The sequence below is a fragment of the Streptococcus oralis genome, assembly GCF_015561235.1.
Lineage (GTDB): Bacteria > Bacillota > Bacilli > Lactobacillales > Streptococcaceae > Streptococcus > Streptococcus oralis_BK.
Window position 1 is genome coordinate 1107068 of the sequence record NZ_JADMTC010000001.1, and the last position, 19570, is coordinate 1126637.

Annotated in this window: 16 protein-coding genes, 1 other RNA gene and 2 pseudogenes; 4 read left to right on the forward strand and 15 right to left on the reverse strand. The window is 41.6% G+C overall.

What is annotated here, in order from left to right:
* Positions 1-53: 53 nt before the first annotated feature.
* The 12 genes from fni to I2H52_RS05695 form a co-directional block, all read right to left on the reverse strand.
* The gene (fni, locus tag I2H52_RS05640; RefSeq protein ID WP_195594645.1) at positions 54-1055 is read right to left on the reverse strand and encodes a type 2 isopentenyl-diphosphate Delta-isomerase; all 1002 of its coding nucleotides are present in this window, start codon (positions 1053-1055) and stop codon (positions 54-56) included.
* On the reverse strand, positions 1039-2046 hold the full coding sequence (locus I2H52_RS05645; protein ID WP_007520621.1) for a phosphomevalonate kinase: 1008 nt from the start codon (positions 2044-2046) through the stop codon (positions 1039-1041). The genes fni and I2H52_RS05645 overlap by 17 nt, the downstream gene beginning before the upstream one ends.
* A complete protein-coding gene (gene mvaD, locus I2H52_RS05650; protein ID WP_007520622.1) occupies positions 2033-2986 on the reverse strand; it encodes a diphosphomevalonate decarboxylase in 954 nt (317 codons plus the stop codon). Before mvaD ends, I2H52_RS05645 begins: the two co-directional genes overlap by 14 nt.
* Positions 2968-3843 (reverse strand): mevalonate kinase, encoded by an 876-nt coding sequence (mvk, locus tag I2H52_RS05655; RefSeq protein WP_195594648.1) that lies wholly within the window; start codon positions 3841-3843, stop codon positions 2968-2970. The genes mvaD and mvk overlap by 19 nt, the downstream gene beginning before the upstream one ends.
* Before the next feature lie 119 nt (positions 3844-3962).
* Positions 3963-4958: a choline-binding protein CbpF gene (gene cbpF / locus I2H52_RS05660; RefSeq protein WP_007520624.1), complete on the reverse strand. Its 996-nt coding sequence runs from the start codon at positions 4956-4958 to the stop codon at positions 3963-3965.
* Positions 4959-5056: 98 nt separating this feature from the next.
* Positions 5057-5746, reverse strand: a complete 690-nt coding sequence (locus I2H52_RS05665; RefSeq protein WP_007520625.1) for a response regulator transcription factor — start codon at positions 5744-5746, stop codon at positions 5057-5059.
* 11 nt (positions 5747-5757) lie between these two features.
* Positions 5758-7182 carry an NADP-dependent phosphogluconate dehydrogenase gene (gene gndA / locus I2H52_RS05670; protein WP_195594651.1) on the reverse strand — a complete coding sequence of 475 codons (1425 nt, stop codon included), beginning with the start codon at positions 7180-7182 and terminating at the stop codon, positions 5758-5760.
* Between the two features lie 75 nt (positions 7183-7257).
* Complete coding sequence (gene mapZ / locus I2H52_RS05675; protein WP_195594654.1) at positions 7258-8700, reverse strand: cell division site-positioning protein MapZ; 1443 nt, start codon at positions 8698-8700, stop codon at positions 7258-7260.
* Positions 8701-8712: 12 nt separating this feature from the next.
* A complete protein-coding gene (locus I2H52_RS05680; RefSeq protein ID WP_195594657.1) occupies positions 8713-9870 on the reverse strand; it encodes a THUMP domain-containing class I SAM-dependent RNA methyltransferase in 1158 nt (385 codons plus the stop codon).
* Positions 9871-9954: 84 nt separating this feature from the next.
* An RNA gene (gene rnpB, locus I2H52_RS05685) (RNase P RNA component class B) lies at positions 9955-10336 on the reverse strand.
* A 23-nt stretch (positions 10337-10359) separates the two neighbouring features.
* A complete protein-coding gene (gene gpsB / locus I2H52_RS05690) occupies positions 10360-10686 on the reverse strand; it encodes a cell division regulator GpsB (RefSeq protein ID WP_007520632.1) in 327 nt (108 codons plus the stop codon).
* A 69-nt stretch (positions 10687-10755) separates the two neighbouring features.
* On the reverse strand, positions 10756-11283 hold the full coding sequence (locus I2H52_RS05695) for an SLOG family protein (protein WP_007520633.1): 528 nt from the start codon (positions 11281-11283) through the stop codon (positions 10756-10758).
* A gap of 66 nt (positions 11284-11349) precedes the next feature.
* Between I2H52_RS05695 and recU the strand changes: the two genes are divergently transcribed.
* From recU to I2H52_RS05710, 3 genes and pseudogenes are all read left to right on the forward strand, one after another.
* A complete protein-coding gene (gene recU, locus I2H52_RS05700; RefSeq protein WP_007520634.1) occupies positions 11350-11946 on the forward strand; it encodes a Holliday junction resolvase RecU in 597 nt (198 codons plus the stop codon).
* A complete protein-coding gene (gene pbp1a / locus I2H52_RS05705) occupies positions 11943-14120 on the forward strand; it encodes a penicillin-binding protein PBP1A (protein ID WP_195594660.1) in 2178 nt (725 codons plus the stop codon). The genes recU and pbp1a overlap by 4 nt, the downstream gene beginning before the upstream one ends.
* 357 nt (positions 14121-14477) lie before the next feature.
* Positions 14478-14846: pseudogene (locus I2H52_RS05710) on the forward strand (transposase); the annotation flags it as partial.
* 9 nt (positions 14847-14855) lie between these two features.
* On the opposite strand, the gene I2H52_RS05715 reads toward I2H52_RS05710, so the two are convergent.
* A complete protein-coding gene (locus tag I2H52_RS05715; RefSeq protein WP_084824162.1) occupies positions 14856-15536 on the reverse strand; it encodes an IS30 family transposase in 681 nt (226 codons plus the stop codon).
* Positions 15537-15802: 266 nt separating this feature from the next.
* The gene (locus tag I2H52_RS05720; RefSeq protein WP_084939322.1) at positions 15803-17785 is read right to left on the reverse strand and encodes a peptide ABC transporter substrate-binding protein; all 1983 of its coding nucleotides are present in this window, start codon (positions 17783-17785) and stop codon (positions 15803-15805) included.
* Between the two features lie 245 nt (positions 17786-18030).
* Between I2H52_RS05720 and rfbD the strand changes: the two genes are divergently transcribed.
* A complete protein-coding gene (gene rfbD, locus I2H52_RS05725) occupies positions 18031-18885 on the forward strand; it encodes a dTDP-4-dehydrorhamnose reductase (protein WP_045617654.1) in 855 nt (284 codons plus the stop codon).
* A 68-nt stretch (positions 18886-18953) separates the two neighbouring features.
* Here the strand turns inward: rfbD and I2H52_RS05730 are convergent.
* Positions 18954-19322: pseudogene (locus tag I2H52_RS05730) on the reverse strand (transposase); the annotation flags it as partial.
* Between the last annotated feature and the right edge of the window lie 248 nt (positions 19323-19570).

Sequence of the window (19570 nt, forward strand, 5' to 3'; positions counted from 1 at the left end):
AAAGCGCTTGACAAAGAGAGACAAAAAAGGGCGGGATTCTTGTCCCGACCTCTCTACATCTGATCTTTTGCTTCTTTTAGTTTACCGTAAAGAATATAGTCTACGTTTTGCAGATCAGCTATAGTGGCACAGTTAAGGGCACACATGATCAAGCATAAATCTGCTTTCCAGCCTTGGATGATACTAATCACCTCTTCGACGGAGTAGGTTTCAATCAACTCAAGAACGGTACGTGACAGTCCTATAGCCTTGGCACCAAAGACCAGGCACTTAATCATATCAAGAGGATTTCGAACCCCTCCGCTGACCAAGAGTTGAACCTTGTCTTTCCAGGTTTGGGCATTGAGAAGGGCTTGCATAGTAGACTGCCCCCATTGATTAAGGTAATCACGTTGACCACTGCGACGGTTTTCGATATAGGCAAAGCTGGTGCCACCACGACCTGACAGGTCAACCGTTCGAACACCCAGTTCATAGGCTCTCTCGATGGTCTTTACATCCATCCCAAAACCCACTTCCTTTAGGACAATAGGAACGGGGATTTGCTTGCTATAATCTGCCAGATGCGATTGCCAGCTTCGAAACTTTCTTTCTCCCTCGGGCATAAGCAATTCCTGCATGACATTAACATGCACTTGAAGGAGGAGAGGATTCATCTCTTCTACAGTCTGAAGTCCTAACTCAACAGGCTTGTCCAAGCCAATATTGGTTCCAAGGAGGAGCTTCGGATGGCTAGACTTGACAGAAAATGAGTCATCTGTAGGATCCTTGAGGGCTGCGCTATAAGATCCCGTCACAAACAAAATCCCACAAGCTTCTGCCACCTGAGCCAGTTTTTGATTGATTTCTTTACCTTTTTTGCTCCCACCTGTCATGGCATTGATATAAAAAGGAAAGTCCCACTTTCGGCCTGCAAATTCTGTAGACAAATCAATCTCATCTAGGTCGTAAAGGGGCAGGGAAGAATGAATCAACTCCACCTCATCAAAGCTATTATAAAAACTTTTCTGCTCAAGGGCATAGCGGATATGCTCGTCCTTACGATTTGTCGTCATGTCCTATCCTTTCTTGGTATAAGAGCTCAATCCCCAGATCGCCCCAGCGATTTTTTATGGTTTCAGTTGATTGCTCATCAAAACTCAAGGCAATGCCACAGTCACCACCACCAGCACCGCTGCTCTTGGCAACAGCCTGCAAATCTTGACTAGCTTCTTTCAACTGTCTCAGCGAAGGTGTGTAAATATCTGGGCTCAAACCTTCTAAAAGTTGACTGGCTGTTTCCACCTGCTTGATGATTTCTTCTGCTTTTCCTTGTTCTAAAGCTTCTACCAAAGCAGACACCGTCGCTTTTGAGGAAGTTAAAAAATTCTGGTCTATGTTTTGCTTGATTTGCTTGACCATTTGACTCGATACGGCCACTTGCTTGGTCCATCCCACTAGGAAATCACATTCTAGAGCTGGTTGCACTTGTGAGATAGAAAAGCCCCAATCACGCTCCAAAACTGTAGCCAAGTTTTCTTCTTTCAACCAAGTAGCTATCTTCTTTCGATCAAACGACTGGTAGAGAACCAAATCCTCTGCCACAATACAGGCAAGGTCTCCCATAGAACCATTGTCGCCTCGCTTGAGCAAGACCGCGCTAGCCAGCTTGAACAAAAGTTCCGGATCAACCGTAATATCATATAGGGCCAGTAGGGCCTTGATCACCAAGACAACGACGCTACCACTAGAACCCAGACCAAACTTTTTGCCTTCCCGTTCCATTTTTCCACTGATTTCTAGAGAAAAAGGCCTTAAATCCTGACCTCGATAGGTCAAGAAATCTTCCACTAAAGCAATCGTTTCTTGAATCAAGCTATAGTCAGGATTTGGTGTCAAGTCCACTACGAAATCAAACATATCTGAGTAGATACGGTAGCTATCAGAAAAGGCAATCTCAGCCCTCATATAGATAGGAATGGCCTTTACCAAGGCCAACTGTCCTGGCTCTAAAATGGCGTACTCACCCGCCCAATAGAGTTTTCCACAAGTCTTAACAGCAATCATCTTGACTCAAATCCTTTGTTTTTGACACAATCAAGCGATAACGTTGACCAAATATTTCAGATAAATGCTCCAAGTCTTCCTCTTGACAGAGGACTTTAACATTGGGGCCAGCATCCATAGTAAAGTAGCAGACTTCTCCTTGCTCACGAAGCTGGCGGACAAAGTCCATCGCTTCATAGGACGCATCCGTCAGATATGAAAAGGCTGGCGATGCTGTTTTGGTCGTAGCGTGCATAGCAAGGGCATTTTTCTCCGTTAATTCCCCAACCTTGGCAAAGTCATTTTCTTTGAGATAAACCAGCATATCCTGATAATCCTTCTCAGACTGGTGTACCCAGTCATCAAAGGTCGTCGAGGTTTCCACACAGAGTTTCATCCCATCACGGCTAGAAATTGGTTTTTTCTTGTCCTCTAGCACCAACATGATCATGGCTAGTTTCAGGTCTGTATCAACAGAGTAGATTTCCCCACTATCCTTATCCCAAGCACCTAGTGGTCCATAAAAACTGCGAGAGGAAGAACCTGAAGCGAACTTAGCCTCCTGTGCCAACTGACTCCGATTCAAACCAAGCTGGAAATAGGCATTGCATGCCTTGACCAAGGCGGACAAACCACTAGAACTAGAGGACAGACCCGCTGCGGTAGGCATATTGTTTTGAGTATCGATACGGACAAAGCCCTCACCTACTGGACGGTAACGATCAATGATTTTGCTCATCTTAGCATGCTCAGCCTCACTCTGGAGCTGACCATTGATATAAAATGCATCAGCCGTCGCATCCGTCGGTAGAGGCGACAAGGTCGTCTCTGTGTACATGTTTTCCAACGTCAGAGAGATGCTGCTAGTAGCAGGAACCATCTCTTTTTCTTTTTTCTTTCCCCAGTATTTGATAATGGCAATATTTGCGTAGGAACGTACTGTTACAGGCTCTCGATCCATGTCTGAACAGCTCCTTTCTCTTCTAATCGTTTTGTTAGTTCTTGAGCGTGTGTCAAATTGGTTGCCAAGGCTATGATACAGCCTCCTAGCCCACCACCACTCATCTTGGCACCTAGAGCACCATGGCTAAGAGCCGTTTCAACGAGAGAGTCTGCCTCAGGACTGCTGACACCAATTTCTTTTAAATGTAAATGCGCTTGACTGAGGATTTGTCCCAGTCCTTCAGCATCTTTTTGTCTAATCGCATCTTCTGCCTGCCGGGTCAATTCTCCCAAGGCATGTAAAAACGGTAGGGCGTCCTTCCCCTTGCTCTGAACCACTTGGATGGCTTCACGAGTGTGACCATACACACCCGTATCAGCAATGACCAAATAGGCGGATAGGTTCATCTTAAGCTCTGTAAATCCAACGTTCTTAATAAAGCGAATAGGTTGATCACTGAGACAGGTCTTGGCATCCAAACCACTCGGATTCATATGGGCAATCATCTCAGCCCGATTGACCAAGATTTCTAATATATCATGAGGCAGGTCGGCTTGATAGTAGTCAAAAACAGCTCGAATAGCTGCTATGCTGATAGCTGCCGACGAACCCATTCCCCGTTTTTCAGGGATAGCTGAGTCAATCACACAGCGAATGCAGGCCTCTTTAATCTCTAAATATTCTAACGAAGCATACACAGCCATGGACAAGGTGTCCTCCTCATAGAGGCAAGGACTTTCAGCAGGGACGACCTTACAAGTCACCTCCACCTCTAAGAGAGGCAGGGAAATCGCAGGATAGCCGTATACGACAGCGTGCTCTCCTATTAAAATAATCTTGCTATGTGCCTGACCGACACCAACTTTTTTTGTCATGTTTTCCTTTAACCAGACGGAAAGACCGTCTTGCTTTTCATACAGTAGTATTTCCTCCTATCTATTTTATTATATTTTCACAAAAAAAGCGATTGTTTCCTTCACAATCGCCCCTTTCATTATTGAACCCATTCGCCATTATAGTTGACAGAATAGCCTTCTACAGTCGTATTCACTGCTAAGGCGCCTGAGTTATAAGCATAGTACCATTTGCCATTGACTTGGAACCAGCCTGTCTTCATATCACCATTACTTGTATGTAAGTAGTACCAAGTCGAACCTTCCTGATACCAACCAGTTGCCATAGATCCTGATGAACGGAGATAGTACCACTTGTTCCCAAGGTATTGCCAACCTGTTTGCATAATGCCATTTGGTTCATCTAAATAATACCAAGTTGAGCCTTCCTGATACCATCCAGTCGCCATAGCTCCTGATGAACGGAGATAGTACCACTTATTGCCAAGTTGTTGCCACCCAGTTTGCATTGCAGCAGTTGTTGGATTGAAATAGTACCAAGTTGAGTTATCATTGATCCAACCACGTACTGGCTCCCCAACCGTTAAACTGTCGATACGAGCATCGAAGCTACCATCCTCCTGTAAATAATACCAATGCCCTCCGTCAGAAATCCAACCAGTTTTTAAAGTGTGATAGCTACGCTGATCTTCAAAATAATAGACTCGTTTCTCTGCTGGACTATCATATTGTTCCCCATGATGTTTGTTGGTATTTGTAGCAGTTTTTGCTTCTAAAACTTGCTTACCAACAAATTCTTGTAGTACCCCATCTTGACCAAAGTAAAACCAATCTGGTCTAAAAGCAACATCTTGCCTTAGAGAAGAACCAATCGTAACCCCTTTGTGTGGAGCAGGTATATATTGCCAGCCGACAACCATCTCTCCAGATAAAGGATCAAAATAATAGTACTTACCATCAATCACTCGCCAGTAGGTTTCTTTGAGGTCCCCCTTTTTATAGTAGGTTCTACCATTTTCTTGGACAAATTGCCAGCCTTCTGAATAAGCATCATCCGCCAATACTGTGCTTGTCGCTAGTAAAGCAAAGAAAAAGACTGCTAATGCAATTTGCATCAATTTTTTTATTGTTTTCATTAGATTTTCCTCCATAACTGATTGTAGCAAAGACCCGACTGTATGTCAATATATAGAAATTCCTCAAAAAAAGCAGTTACAAAACTGCAACTGCTTTGCTATTCTTGCATGGTATACCCAACACCACGCACGGTTTTAATGTAGCTTTTTTGACCTTTTACATCAAGCTTGCTACGTAGATAACGGATATAAACATCCACGATATTGGTTTCTGTCGCACTTTCGTACTTCCAAACACTTTCCAATAACTGCTCACGAGTCAAGACTTTCTTGCTTCCCATGAGAGTAGCCAAGAGGTCATACTCACGGCGCGTCAGAGCAATCATCTCCTCGCCACGATAAACGGTATGATGTTCTACATCCATACGTAGGTTGCGGTAAGACGTTGGAACTTTCATCTGACTACAGTGTTGGTCAATGAAGTCCCGACCTCGGAAAATCGCTGAAATACGAGCTACCAGATTATCAATAATCACTGGCTTATAGATGTAAGAAACGGCGAAGCGCTGGATTGTCTCAATCTGGTCTTGCAATTCTTCGCGATGGTCCAAGACCATGATCACTGAGGCTGGTTTTGTCCGACTCAGCCTCTCTGCAAAATCCTGGGCCGTCATATCCCCCAGACGAGCATTCAGTAAAATCAAGTCATAATCTGTCTGGAGAGCCATGGAGAGGGCTTTTTGCCCCTCCTCGACCAGATCAACACGGTATTGCTCTTTTTGGAGTTCCAGACTGAGAAAATGAGCTAAATTTCGTTCTTTCTCAAGTAATAAAATCCGTTTCCCCATGGCAGACCTACTTATTTTTCGTCATACCAAGAGTAGTGGAAGATTCCTTCTTTGTCTTTACGTTGGTAAGTGTGAGCACCAAAATAGTCACGTTGTGCTTGGATCAAGTTAGCTGGAAGGTCAGCTGAACGGTAGCTATCAAAGTAAGTAATGGCTGCTGAGAAAGTTGGCACTGGCACACCAGCTTGAACAGCAAGTGCTACGATATCACGAACAGATTGTTGGTATTTCCCTGTTACATCCAAAAAGTACTCATCCAAGAGAAGGTTAGCAAGATCTGCATCACGGTTGTAAGCATCTGTGATCTTTTGTAAGAAACGTGAACGGATGATACAACCAGCACGCCAGATAGATGCGATGTCCGCAAATGGCAAGTTCCAGTTATTTTCTTTAGAAGCTACACGCAATTGGGCAAAACCTTGTGCGTATGAAATGATTTTTGAGAAGTAAAGGGCTTGACGAATCTTTTCGATCAACTCAGCCTTGTCCCCTTCAAACTTGAAGGCAGCTGGTTTTGGAAGCACCTTGCTAGCGTGTACACGCTCTTCTTTGTAAGTAGAAATGTAACGTGCAAATACTGACTCCGTGATGAGTGACAATGGTACACCAAGGTCAAGTGATGATTGGCTAGTCCATTTACCAGTTCCTTTGTTACCTGCAGCGTCAAGGATGTAGTCTACGATTGGTCCTTCTTGACCTTCATCGTCTTTACGGCTTAAGATATCAGCTGTGATTTCAATCAAGTAGCTGTCCAATTCACCCTTGTTCCACTCAGTAAAGATTTCAGCCATGTCTTCTGCAGAAAGGCCTAGCAAGTGTTGCATGAGGTCATAGCTTTCTGCGATCAATTGCATGTCACCATACTCAATACCGTTGTGAACCATTTTCACATAGTGACCGGCTCCATCAGGACCGATGTAAGTCACACATGGTTTGCCATCTTCTGGTGCTTTAGCTGAGATTTCTTCGAGAACATCAGCAACCAATTCGTAGGCTTCTTTTTGTCCACCTGGCATGATAGAAGGACCTTCAAGGGCACCTTTTTCACCACCAGAAACCCCAGTACCGATAAAGTTGATGCCAGAGTTTGCCAATTCTTCATTACGACGGATGGTATCTTTGTAGAAAGTATTTCCTCCGTCAATCAAGATATCACCCTTGTCAAGGTGTGGAAGAAGGGCTTGGATCGTAGCATCTGTACCAGGTCCAGCTTGAACCATCAGCATGATACGACGAGGTTTTTCGATTGAGTTTACAAAACTTTCCACGTCATAGCTTGGTACAAATTTCTTTTCTGGATGGCAAGCAATCACGTCTTCTGTTTTTTCTTTACTACGGTTGTAAATGGCAACTGTATAACCACGAGATTCGATATTTAGGGCAAGGTTACGACCCATTACGGCCATACCTACGACACCAAAGTTAGCTTTTGTCATGTGACACTCCTCTTGTTTCATTTGTTTTATTTTATCATTTTTACTTTTGAAAAGAAAGAATTTTGTAACGAACTCCTAGTAGTCCAAGTCATCCGCATGACCAGAACCATTCCCTACAAAGTAACCTGTCTTACAGTTTAGGGTAAAGAGGTAGGTTCCATCTGGTTTGTAAAGGTTGTAATAACCATTTCCGTTTACAATATTGACCCGTTCTAGGATATATTGATTGCCAGTGATATAACCGCGAGCACGTGATGTTGCTAGGATTTGTTCCAAGACACCATCTGCAAACGTCCAAGCAGGGTTGTTGCTATCGTCTACAGCTGATTGGTTGTAGGGTACACGACTAGCACTTCTTTGAAGATTAACCCCATCGCCAGACAAACCACCATTTGTGTCTCTAGATGGTGCCGTGGTGCTTGTTGAAGGTGTCGTACTGCTTGCATTGCTTTCTGTAGCTGAACTTGAGCTTGCTTGACTCGTGCTAGAACTTGAGCTGGAAGCACTGGTTTGTTGACTCTTACCAAGACTAATCGCCTGATCTAACAGTTTATCAAGCTCTGTATTTCCCGTTTTAACTTCCGTGAACTTAGCATCCGCCTTGGCTTTAGCATTGGTATTTAAGACACCATCAGTAATAGCTGGACTTTCAAAGAGGGCATTGACATCTTGAATGGCCTTGATTTGAGTTGCTAGGCTATCGTATTTTGACTTAGCTAGCGTATAATCACGGCTACCTTCTAACTTATCCAGCAAGGTTTTTAGCTGGCTCAACTTATCGAACTGGCTATTTTTTAAAGCAGTCTTATTGGCATCTGTATAGAAGGAATCATAAAGCGTATTGAACTCTTGCAAGTCGGTTTGCGATTCTTGATTTCCTGAAGATGATTGAGAAGACTGGATTTCTTGGTTCGAACGAGATACCTGACGGTAAACATAATACGTCCCAGCAAGAACAAGAATTGCAGCTACCACAGAAACGATGGTAATCACACGTTTCTTTTTAGAGCCTGTTTCAGGTTCCGTCTGTACTGATCGTGATAGGGAAGTATAGGTTTCTTCTTGTTCCTCATTTTCCTCATTCATTTCCTTGGATGCTGTTTCTGTTAAAACGAGAGGCTCTATTTCAGTACTTTCCTCATCTTGAAGCGGGGGAACAAACTGAGTAGTTTCTTCATTGTCTATCTCTTCACTAGATTCCTCGGAAACCAGGTCTGAATCGTCTACCTCTCCAGAAAGTTCACTTGTTTCACGAACTTCTTGGATCAATTCCTCTAAGTTTTGAGTAGAAGCCAGTTCTTCTTTTTCAAACTGACGAGTTTCGAACTTATCTGCCTCGATCTCTTCGCGGTGCTGTTTGATGTATTTGTCCAAGATATTGTCCTCAGGCAATACTCCAGCCTCAACCTCTTCATTCTTACGAATTGCTTGACCAACAGTCAAATCTTTTGCTTCGTCAAAGTCGAATTGTGGCTCTTGCTGTTCTTTTTTATGACGATCATGTCTTTTCTTGCTCATGAGTTTACCTTTCTATTTTACCTCTTGGCGTTTCACACGCTGACCAAAGTATTGATACAAATCCACTTTTAAGGTCCCGTTATAGAGTTTTCGTTTTTTATCCGCTGGACTTCCGTACTTACTTTCAAAAGCTTCGTCACTGGTCAGGATAAACTTACTCCAGGTTTTCAGTGGTGCAAAGACCTGTCCCATTTCAGCATAAAGTTTCGTAACTCCTGCATCATCGGACAAGCGCTCCCCATATGGTGGATTGGAAATGATAACGCCATTGATCTTGTCAGTGCGCAAGTCCTGTACCCGCATTTGTTTAAAGGTGATATCTCCTGCAACACCTGCTGCTTGGGCATTTGCCTTGGCAATTTCTACCATACGAGTATCAATATCACAGCCCATGATATCCAGTTCTATCTCACGATTAATTTTCTTAGCAGCATCAGTACGGACCTCTTGGATTAACCGATCGCTAACCCAGTTCCATTCCTCAAAAGCAAAAGAACGGCGAAGACCCGGCGCCATCTTTCTAGCAATCATAGCCGCCTCGATACAGAAAGTTCCTGAACCACAAGTCGGATCAATCAAGGGCTTGTCTGGATACCAGTTAGATAGTTGTAAAATGGCCGCTGCCATATTTTCCTTGATTGGCGCTCCACCTTTTTCCGTACGATAACCTCGTTTAAAAAGGCTAGAACCTGTCGTGTCAATCATAACAGTTGCCACATCCTTAAGGATGGATACCTCAATCTTAAACTCAGGACCAGTTTCCATCAAAGGAATTCCTTCCGGGCGGGCATAGTGTTTTTGTAATTTCTTCACAACAGCTTTCTTAGAAATGGCCTGAACACTGGGCTCGTTATGAAGTTTAGACTTAACACATTTGGCCTTGGAAATCGGGAAACGCGCCCCAAGCGGGAGATAGTTTTCCCAATCTAAAGCAAAAACTCCTTGAAAAAGCTCTTCAAAGGTCTTAGCTGGAAAACTTCCGACCACAATCTTGATGCGATCCGCTGTACGAAGCCAAAGATTGGTCTCAATGATTGCCTTCACATCACCGTGGAAACGAACACGGCCGTTTTCAACCTGGCAATCATAACCCAGATCTCGTACCTCTCGTCCAACGACAGCCTCGAGACCCGCTGCAGCAGTTGCGATTAAATTAAATTTTTCTTTCATTTTACAGTCTTGCAAGACCTTTCTTTTGTTCACTTTAAAAAATGAGGTTGAGAAAGATTTCTCAGCCCCAACCTATATGCAATTTTCTATAAGCCATGTTTTGTTCCAGAAGTGACTAGGACCACTTCCTTCGATAATCATCTGTCTACCACTAACAGCATAAATCTGCTAGTAGTCAGAGTACTACGTTCGTTTCCGTGCACTCCATGCCCCGACCAAAATTTGGGTTGCTAGCTTGAGGGGTTTACCGCGTTCCACTCTCTCCGTTTCCAGAAAGACTCCGTCACTGTGGCACTTTCAAGCCTATTCTGACCTATCCGAAGACTTAGCCATTTCGACTGCCGTAACGATCTCTCGTCCCTAGGCTTATGGTTTCGCCTAGCACAAACACTACAGGCATCACAGCCTGTGCTAGCATGGACTTTCCTCATGAAAAGAGATTCTCTTCACGCGATTATCCAAAAATTGCACTCATCCCTTAGTCAATTATCAATCTTGATTGTCTAAGACTTGCTTACCAAATACTTCTTTTTCGAGACGATTTAAGCGTTTCAAAATATCAAAATTTGTCATCGAGGTAGAAGCGGCAACTTCGATAGAATCAGGCTGAGTTGGAGCCGCCTGTGGTTTACGAGACAACTCCTCCTTCAAATCGGCAATTTCTTGGCGAAGGGATTTAACCAAAGCCGCGTAGGTTTCATAATCCTTAATCACATCATCTAGGAATTCATCCACCTCTGCTCTGCTATATCCACGTACTTCGCGTCCAAACTCTTGTTCAAAAATATCTTTTGCTGAAAATATAATACTTGCCATGTCTCTCTCCATTCTGGGTTACTAGTATTATTATATAAAAAAAGACAAGTAAAAATCAAGGTCAAAGGGTTACTTTTCAGAAAAATTTTCTGCTAGTTCATTCAAATCCTCAAATGTTAATCGTCTTGTAACATAGTCCGCTTGATTTTTCATCATTTGATAAAAATATTGTAACTTAGTTTCCTTTTCTTCATCATAAAAAAGATAGCAAATATCTGTGTTCTCCAGTAAGAATTTCTGATAATCACGTAGTTGTCCCTTGTGTTCATACTGTGAATAGGCATATTTGACAAAATCAACTTGCTTGAATTCGCTCAACTTCACTTGATTGGCTTCATTCCAGTTACTGCCATGGGTTTCAAAATCAAAAATGGTCGCCAGCTGAAATCCATAGTCTATTTTCATGTCTTTTGCCACCTGAAGCACCCAGTACTCAAAGCCCAGAGCCCCAGTAAATACAAGCCAGTTCACCCCTTCCTCCGCTAAACGCTCCAGGTCTCTCCGAATAGCTGTTTTGATAATATCAACGCGAATATCCTTATCATTAAAGAGACCAAGGTCGAAGGCAGAATAGCCTAAAATCAAGGCTGTTGTCATTTTTAACCCTTTCTTTGTAAATTTATGATATAATAGAGTGATGTTATTGTACCAATAAGGAGAATTATGGTCAACTATCCACATAAAATTTCATCACAGAAGAGACAAGCTCCCCCGTCACAAACTAAAAATTTCGCAAATCGGGGAATGTCTTTTGAAAAGATGATCAACGCTACGAACGACTACTATTTGTCACATGGGCTAGCAGTGATTCACAAGAAACCAACTCCCATCCAAATCGTACGTGTCGACTATCCCCAACGAAGTCGAGCTAAGATCGTTGAAGCCTACTTCAGACAAGCTTCAACCACAGACTATTCAGGGGTTTATGATGGATATTACATCGACTTTGAAGCAAAGGAAACTAGGCAAAGAAATGCAATTCCGATGAAGAATTTCCATCACCATCAGATTCAGCATATGGAACAGGTCCTTGCTCAGCGAGGAATCTGCTTTGTCCTTCTTCACTTTGCTTCTCAGCAAGAAACTTATTTATTGCCGGCCATTGACTTGATTCGTTTCTATCATCAAGATAGGGGACAAAAGTCAATGCCACTTGGATATATTCGAGAAAATGGATATAGGATTGAGCCTGGTGCCTTTCCCCAGATTCCCTATCTCGATATTATCAAAGAACATTTACTAGGTGGTAAAACAAGATGAACAAACAAACTATCCTGCGAATAGCTAAGTATGTCAGCATCTGTCTCTTAACTGTATTTATCGCAGCAGTTGTGCTAGGTGGAGGACTCTTCCTCTACTATGTTAGCAAGGCTCCAGCCCTATCTGAAAGTAAACTAGTCGCTACAACGTCTAGCAAGATCTATGACAAAAACGATGAACTCATTGCCGATCTCGGATCAGAACGTAGGGTCAATGCACAAGCAAACGAAATCCCTACGGAGTTGGTTAATGCCATCGTCTCAATTGAGGACCATCGTTTCTTTAATCACCGTGGGGTTGATACTATTCGTATCCTCGGTGCCACTCTACGAAATCTTCGTGGTGGTGGAGGCCTACAGGGAGCTTCAACCTTAACGCAGCAGCTGATTAAATTAACTTATTTCTCTACATCAACTTCTGATCAAACCCTTTCTCGTAAGGCTCAGGAAGCATGGCTCGCCGTCCAGCTAGAACAAAAAGCGACTAAACAAGAGATCTTGACCTACTACATCAACAAGGTTTACATGTCAAACGGTAACTACGGAATGCAGACGGCTGCTCAAAGTTACTATGGCAAAGACCTCAAAGATTTGAGTATTCCTCAATTGGCCCTCCTTGCCGGAATGCCTCAGGCTCCAAACCAGTATGATCCATACTCACATCCAGAAGCAGCTCAAGAACGCCGTAATCTCGTCCTCTCTGAGATGAAGGGACAAGGTTACATTACAGCCGAACAATATGAAAAAGCGATTAATACTCCGATTACAGATGGACTTCAAAGCCTAAAATCGGCTAACAGTTATCCTCCATACATGGATAATTACCTCAAAGAGGTGATTGACCAAGTTGAACAGGAAACAGGTTATAACCTTTTAACTACGGGTATGGAAGTCTACACAAACGTTGATTCTAAGGTTCAACAACGTCTCTGGGATATTTACAATACGGAAGAGTATGTCAACTATCCAGATGATGAGTTGCAAGTGGCTTCTACGATTGTTGATGTCACAAACGGAAAAGTTATAGCCCAACTAGGTTCTCGTCACCAATCAAGCAACGTTTCCTTTGGAATCAACCAAGCTGTTGAAACCAACCGAGACTGGGGATCAACGATGAAGCCAATCACAGATTATGCCCCAGCTTTGGAGTACGATATCTATGATTCAACTGCTTCAATTGTTCACGATGTTCCTTACAATTATCCTGGAACAGACACTCCCGTCTACAACTGGGATAGAAGTTACTTTGGAAACATAACACTCCAGTATGCTCTCCAGCAATCACGGAATGTTCCAGCTGTAGAAACCTTGAATAAGGTTGGTTTAGACAGAGCCAAAACCTTCCTAAATGGACTTGGTATTGACTATCCAGATATGCACTATGCAAATGCCATTTCAAGTAATACAACTGAATCTGATAAAAAGTATGGAGCAAGTAGCGAAAAGATGGCTGCTGCTTACGCGGCTTTTGCTAACGGTGGTATCTACCGCAAACCGATGTATATTAACAAAATTGTCTTTAGTGATGGCAGTTCGAAAGAATTCTCTGATCCTGGTACTCGTGCCATGAAAGAAACGACAGCCTATATGATGACAGATATGATGAAAACTGTCTTGGCATATGGAACTGGTCGAGGAGCCTACCTCCCTTGGTTGCCACAGGCTGGTAAAACTGGTACATCAAACTACACGGATGATGAGATTGAAAACTACATCAAGAACACTGGTTATGTAGCTCCAGACGAAATGTTCGTTGGGTATACTCGTAAATATTCAATGGCCGTTTGGACTGGTTACTCGAATCGCCTGACTCCTATCGTTGGTGATGGCTTCTATGTTGCTGCTAAGGTTTACCGTTCGATGATGACTTATTTATCTGAAGATGATCATCCTGGTGACTGGACTATGCCAGAAGGACTCTACAGAGGTGGAGAATTCGTCTTTAAAAAGGGTGCACGTTCTGTGTGGACTGCTCCTCAGCAAAGTTCAACAACTGAAAGCTCGACACCTGAAAGCTCGACACCTGAAAGCTCTAGCTCAACTTCAGAGAGTTCTAGTCCGCAAGAAAGTACAACAACTCCAAATTCGGGTACGAGCGAAAACAATACACAACAACCAAACCCAAGAACCAGCGAGCAAAATCAAACACCCCAGATACAACCTCGAAGACGATAATTAAACCCAATTTAAAAATGATCAAGTAGTGTTAAAAGGTTAAAATCCATATCATTAAATATTATTAAATTATTCTCCTTTATTCAGAAAAAACTAGATAGTTTTTTCTGAATAATATGCACAGCCATCTTGAACTGCACCCCAATCGTTAGACATAAAATCTAACGATTGGGGTGCTATTTTTATGAAATTAAGTTATGAAGACAAGGTTCAAATCTATGAGCTCATAAAACAAGATCTAAGCTTTGACCAGCTTTCAAAAAGATTTAGGGTGGATGTTTCTGGACTAAGGTACATGATTCGCCTGATTGACAGGTATGGGATAGCCATTGTCCAAACAGGAAGAATAATTATTATTCTCCAGATTTGAAACAAGTTCAGACCATGCTTGAGAAGATATTTCCAACTAAATCATATAGTGGAACAATCCTTCACCGTGACCAAGGCTGGTAATATCAGTACCAATCTTATAATCAGTTTTTAGAGAACAAGGGCATTCGTCCATCTATGTCACGTAAAGGGAACAGTCCTAATAACGGAATGATGGAATCTTTCTTTGGAATACTTAAATCTGAGATGTTTTATGGCTACAAGAAAACGTTTAAATCATTTAAGTGATTGGAACAAGCCATTGTAGACTACATTGATTATTACAACAACAAACGAATTAAAGTCAAACTAAAAGGATTTAGTCCTGTTCAATACAGAACTAAATCCTTTGGTTAAATTAATTGTCTAACTTTTGGGGCTCAGTACATTCCCAATTAGAAAATTTTTCCCACAATCAAAAGTTATCGACTTAAAGAGATGACTGGGAACTTGAGACAACCATTGATTGATGGAGGCCTCAATATCACTTGCTTTCCGTCCATTGATTTTCAGTGTGATGATGGCTTTTGAGCAGCGTTCTACTGAGGTAATGACTGCAATTTTGTGTTTCTCGCCAACAATGGTATCTCCTTCTAGGTGACCAAATTCTGTCTTAAAATTAGGATAACTGTTTGCTCTCTCACGTAAATCTCTGCGCAACGCTTGTTTTCCTCGTTTTTCGCTATGACCATTTGGTTTTCTTTTACCTATCCAAGGGAGATCCTCTTTCTTTAGAATACCGCGGTCTGCTAGTCGATAGAGAGTTCTCATAGAACAAGAAATCCTATCTGGATAAGCTCCCTTAATGACATCAAGGCTCCAATTTTGTTCTAAATGAGTTTGGATAAAGTCTTTTTCTGATTTCGTAAGACTGGTTTTATTCTTGCCACAGCGTTTCTTATTGATTTTATATCGGTTATAGTAATCATAAGCAGAGCGCCTCTCTTTCAGATAGTTGATGACATTGTAGACTGTCTGTTTTGATCTGCCAAGTGAAGTCACAATATCTGAAACTTTTATGTTTTCTTGATAGTAAGCCTCTATCATTACAAGCTCGTCTGTGGTAAGATGAGTATAGGTTATTTATGTTAGTTCCTTTCAGACAAATGTGGTAGTTTATCTGAGCCTAACATAGATGGCTTTTTCTGTCTAGATTAATTTTACAAATTGGGCATTTAAAAAACTCTATATATAACATATATAATAAATAAACCTATTACAGACATTATAGAAATAAAATTAGAAAAATAATGTATGTAAAATGGATTTAGTATCTAAAAGAAAACTAAATCCATTCTATTATTTCGTAAAAGTTATTTCACATGGTTTGCGAGGTCTTCTTGAGCCTTTTTATTTGACTCTTCTTTTTCTTTCAACCAGTTTTCTTGAGCTTTTTGATACTCTTCTGTTGTTACCGCCTTGTCTTGTACATCTAGGTATTTATACAAGAGGGCTTCGCTCATACCCTTGTTACCAGAGTATGCAAACGGGAGTGTAAATGGTACCATCTTAGACAACATTGGACGACCAGTTTGAGAAGTTGTTGGGATGAGCAAGGCACTGTCTGTCAACCAAGCTTGGGCAGCAGCATATTTTTCATAACGTTTTGAAACGTCAGTAGTTTCTTCCCCAGCTTCCACAACCATTTTTTCATAGTCTTCCAAACCAACTTGCTTAGCCGCAGCATTGTTAGTTCCAGAGTCAAATCCTAGGTAAGTCTTTGTATTTTCCCCTACAGATGGTTTGATAATATCAAGGTAGGTAGAAGGGTCTGCAAAGTCTGGAGACCAACCCACATTATCTGAGATATCCCAATCTTCGCCAGCAGCTGTTTCCGCAAAGTAAGTGATGTTCAAGACATCGTCTTTTTGAAGTTGTTGGATATCGACAACCACATTATCAGATCCTAAGTTTTCTTCAACTGACTGTTTAAAAGATTGGACACGTTGAACTTTTGTTGTATTGGTTTGGTCTACAGGCATATCCAAGTGGATTGGGAATTTCACACCTTCTGCTTGGAGAGCTGTCTTAGCTTTAGCAAACTCTGCTTTGGCCTTATCTGGGTTGTAGAGTCCATCCTGAGCATCATCCAAGTTCACGTTGCTCCACTCGTCACCATAAGTCACCAATTTGTCTTTGACCATTTCGCCAAAGTTCTTTCCATCTGCCTGTACAAATGTAGGAGGAACAAACAAGTTACGAAGCAGTTTAGTTGCCCCGCTTGCACCATTCACTTGAGAAGCATAGGCTGTTCTATCGAAACCAAAAGCAAGGGCTTGACGGAAGTCTTTGTTGAGAAGTGCTTTCTTAGTTGATGTCTTCTGTTCATCTGTAGTCTTAGATGTAAATTTATATGACTGACGGTCAATGTTAGTACCTACTAAGTAAGTAGATGAATCCTGTTGGGTATAAACAATGTTATCCTTAAATGATTTCTCAGTCTCTGGATAGCTAGCACTAGTTGGGAAGAGACGAGCCATTGTAAAGCTACCGTCTTTAAAAGCTTCAGTTGGTTTGTTGGTATCTTGACCATCCCAGAATGATAATTTAACCTTATCGATATGGACATTGTCCTTATCCCAGTAGTTAGGATTTTTCGCAAATTCGACAGAAGATTTAGCAACAATTGATTTGAGTAAGAATGGACCATTGTAGAGAATGCTACTTGAATCAGTTCCCTTAGCGAAGTCATCCCCTTTGGAGTTCAAGAACTCTTCATTTACTGGAGCCAAAACTCCCATCGTTGTCTTAGAATTCCAGAAGCTTTCTGGCTTGTTCAATGTATACTGAACTGTATAATCATCAAGAGCCTTGATTCCTACTTGAGAGAAGTCTGTAATTTCTCCTTTAACATAGGCGTCCAATCCTTTGATTGATTCTTGAACAAGATAAAGACCATCAGATTTTTTATCAGCAGCATATTTTAGACCAGTTACAAAGTCTTGAGCTTTGACTTCTGCGTATTCCTCACCTTCAGAGGTATACCATTTTGCATCCTTACGAAGCGTATATGTGTAAGTCAAGCCGTCCTTAGATACAGACCAATCCTCAGCCATAGATGGCACAAAGTTACCATAGCGGTCATTTTCGAGCAAGCCATCAATAACATTACTGGTAATATTTGCAGTAGCTGCCTTACCAGTTGTCAAATAGTTGAGGTTGTCAGGGTCTGTTTCATAGATATATGAGAAGGTTTTCTCAGATTTTGCACTCGATCCTGATCCAGAGCACGCAGCCAGAGTACCAGCTGCCAATAATGTCACACCTGCAAGGGCAAGTAATTTTGAACTTTTCATCATTTTCTCCTTTAAAATTTACATCCCATTATAGACCCTTTTTAGAGAAATGTCAACAGAATTTTCTGAACTTTCTACTTAATTTGGTAAATTCTGAAAAATACTTTTAAGGATATTCTAAAGTAATAACTATTCGTCTCTCTTGCGCTTCACTAACAAAGTTTATACCGAAAAAGGTTTCACTAAAAACCGATTTTTCTATATTTTTGATATAATTAAGTATAAGAACAATCAAGGAGAAAGATATGATCTTAATTACAGGTGCCAATGGTCAACTCGGTACCGAACTACGTTATTTACTAGATGAGCGAAATGTGGACTATGTTGCAGTGGATGTGGCCGAAATGGATATCACTAAGTCTGAAATGGTTGAAAAAGTCTTTGCTGAGGTTAAGCCAACTCTAGTCTATCATTGTGCAGCCTACACTGCTGTCGATGCAGCAGAAGATGAGGGGAAAGAACTGGATTTTGCCATCAACGTAACTGGCACTGAAAATGTAGCCAAGGCCTCTGAGAAATACGGAGCTACTCTAGTCTATATCTCGACAGACTATGTCTTTGATGGAAAGAAACCTATCGGACAAGAGTGGGAAATCGATGACCTACCTGATCCGCAAACAGAGTATGGACGTACCAAGCGAATGGGTGAAGAACTCGTTGAAAACCTTACATCACAGCATTACATTATCCGTACTGCTTGGGTCTTTGGAAATTATGGAAAGAACTTTGTTTTTACCATGCAAAATCTAGCCAAAACCCATAAAACGCTCACAGTGGTCAACGACCAACACGGTCGCCCAACTTGGACGCGCACCTTGGCTGAATTTATGACCTACTTGACTGAAAATCAAAAAGAGTATGGCTACTACCACTTATCAAATGACGCAGCCGAAGACACCACTTGGTATGACTTTGCTGTCGAGATTCTTAAAGACAGTAATGTCGAAGTGATCCCAGTAGACTCCAGCAAGTTTCTTGCCAAGGCTAAACGCCCCCTCAATTCAACCATGAGTTTGACCAAAGCAAAGGAGACAGGTTTCGTCATTCCAACCTGGCAAGATGCCCTTAAAGAGTTTTATAAACAAGAAGTAAGAAAATAAAAGATTACGACATACATAAAAAGTAAGATACCATGAGTGTACTGACCCCAAAAAGTTAGACAAATAATTTATCCAAAGGATTTAGTTCTGTACTGCACGGGACTAAGTCCTTTTAGTTTTGTCTTAATTCGTTTATTGTTGTAATAATCAATATAGCCTACAATGGCTTGTTCCAATTGCTTAAGTGACTGAAACGACTTCTCATAACCGTAAAACATCTCCGATTTCAAAATACCAAAGAAGGACTCCATCATACCGTTGTCTGGGCTGTTCCCTTTACGTGACATAGATGGACGAATGCCCTTGTTCTCTAAAAACTGATTATAAGATTGGTACTAATATTACCAGCCTTGGTCACGGTGAAGGATTGTTCCACTATATGATTTAGTTGGAAATACCTTCTCAAGCATGGTCTGAACTTGTTTCAAATCTGGAGAATAATAATTATTCTTCCTGTTTGGACAATGGCTACCCCATACCTGTCAATCAGGCGAATCATGTACCTTAGTCCAGAAACATCCACCCTAAATCTTTTTGAAAGCTGCTCTAAGCTATATCCTTGTTTTCTAAGTTCATAGATCTGAACTTTATTCTCATAACTCAATTTCATAGTAAAAACACCCCAAAAGTTAGATTTTTTCTGTCTAACTTTTGAGGTGCAGTTCATGAGGTCTCTTGCTTTTTA

What these genes read in the sequence shown, in the direction of transcription:
- fni (WP_195594645.1), bottom strand. Translation starts at nt 1,055, where the DNA reads ATGACGACAAATCGTAAGGACGAGCATATCCGCTATGCCCTTGAGCAG.
- I2H52_RS05645 (WP_007520621.1), bottom strand. Translation starts at nt 2,046, where the DNA reads ATGATTGCTGTTAAGACTTGTGGAAAACTCTATTGGGCGGGTGAGTAC.
- mvaD (WP_007520622.1), bottom strand. Translation starts at nt 2,986, where the DNA reads ATGGATCGAGAGCCTGTAACAGTACGTTCCTACGCAAATATTGCCATT.
- mvk (WP_195594648.1), bottom strand. Translation starts at nt 3,843, where the DNA reads ATGACAAAAAAAGTTGGTGTCGGTCAGGCACATAGCAAGATTATTTTA.
- cbpF (WP_007520624.1), bottom strand. Translation starts at nt 4,958, where the DNA reads ATGAAAACAATAAAAAAATTGATGCAAATTGCATTAGCAGTCTTTTTC.
- I2H52_RS05665 (WP_007520625.1), bottom strand. Translation starts at nt 5,746, where the DNA reads ATGGGGAAACGGATTTTATTACTTGAGAAAGAACGAAATTTAGCTCAT.
- gndA (WP_195594651.1), bottom strand. Translation starts at nt 7,182, where the DNA reads ATGACAAAAGCTAACTTTGGTGTCGTAGGTATGGCCGTAATGGGTCGT.
- mapZ (WP_195594654.1), bottom strand. Translation starts at nt 8,700, where the DNA reads ATGAGCAAGAAAAGACATGATCGTCATAAAAAAGAACAGCAAGAGCCA.
- I2H52_RS05680 (WP_195594657.1), bottom strand. Translation starts at nt 9,870, where the DNA reads ATGAAAGAAAAATTTAATTTAATCGCAACTGCTGCAGCGGGTCTCGAG.
- gpsB (WP_007520632.1), bottom strand. Translation starts at nt 10,686, where the DNA reads ATGGCAAGTATTATATTTTCAGCAAAAGATATTTTTGAACAAGAGTTT.
- I2H52_RS05695 (WP_007520633.1), bottom strand. Translation starts at nt 11,283, where the DNA reads ATGACAACAGCCTTGATTTTAGGCTATTCTGCCTTCGACCTTGGTCTC.
- recU (WP_007520634.1), top strand. Translation starts at nt 11,350, where the DNA reads ATGGTCAACTATCCACATAAAATTTCATCACAGAAGAGACAAGCTCCC.
- pbp1a (WP_195594660.1), top strand. Translation starts at nt 11,943, where the DNA reads ATGAACAAACAAACTATCCTGCGAATAGCTAAGTATGTCAGCATCTGT.
- I2H52_RS05715 (WP_084824162.1), bottom strand. Translation starts at nt 15,536, where the DNA reads ATGATAGAGGCTTACTATCAAGAAAACATAAAAGTTTCAGATATTGTG.
- I2H52_RS05720 (WP_084939322.1), bottom strand. Translation starts at nt 17,785, where the DNA reads ATGAAAAGTTCAAAATTACTTGCCCTTGCAGGTGTGACATTATTGGCA.
- rfbD (WP_045617654.1), top strand. Translation starts at nt 18,031, where the DNA reads ATGATCTTAATTACAGGTGCCAATGGTCAACTCGGTACCGAACTACGT.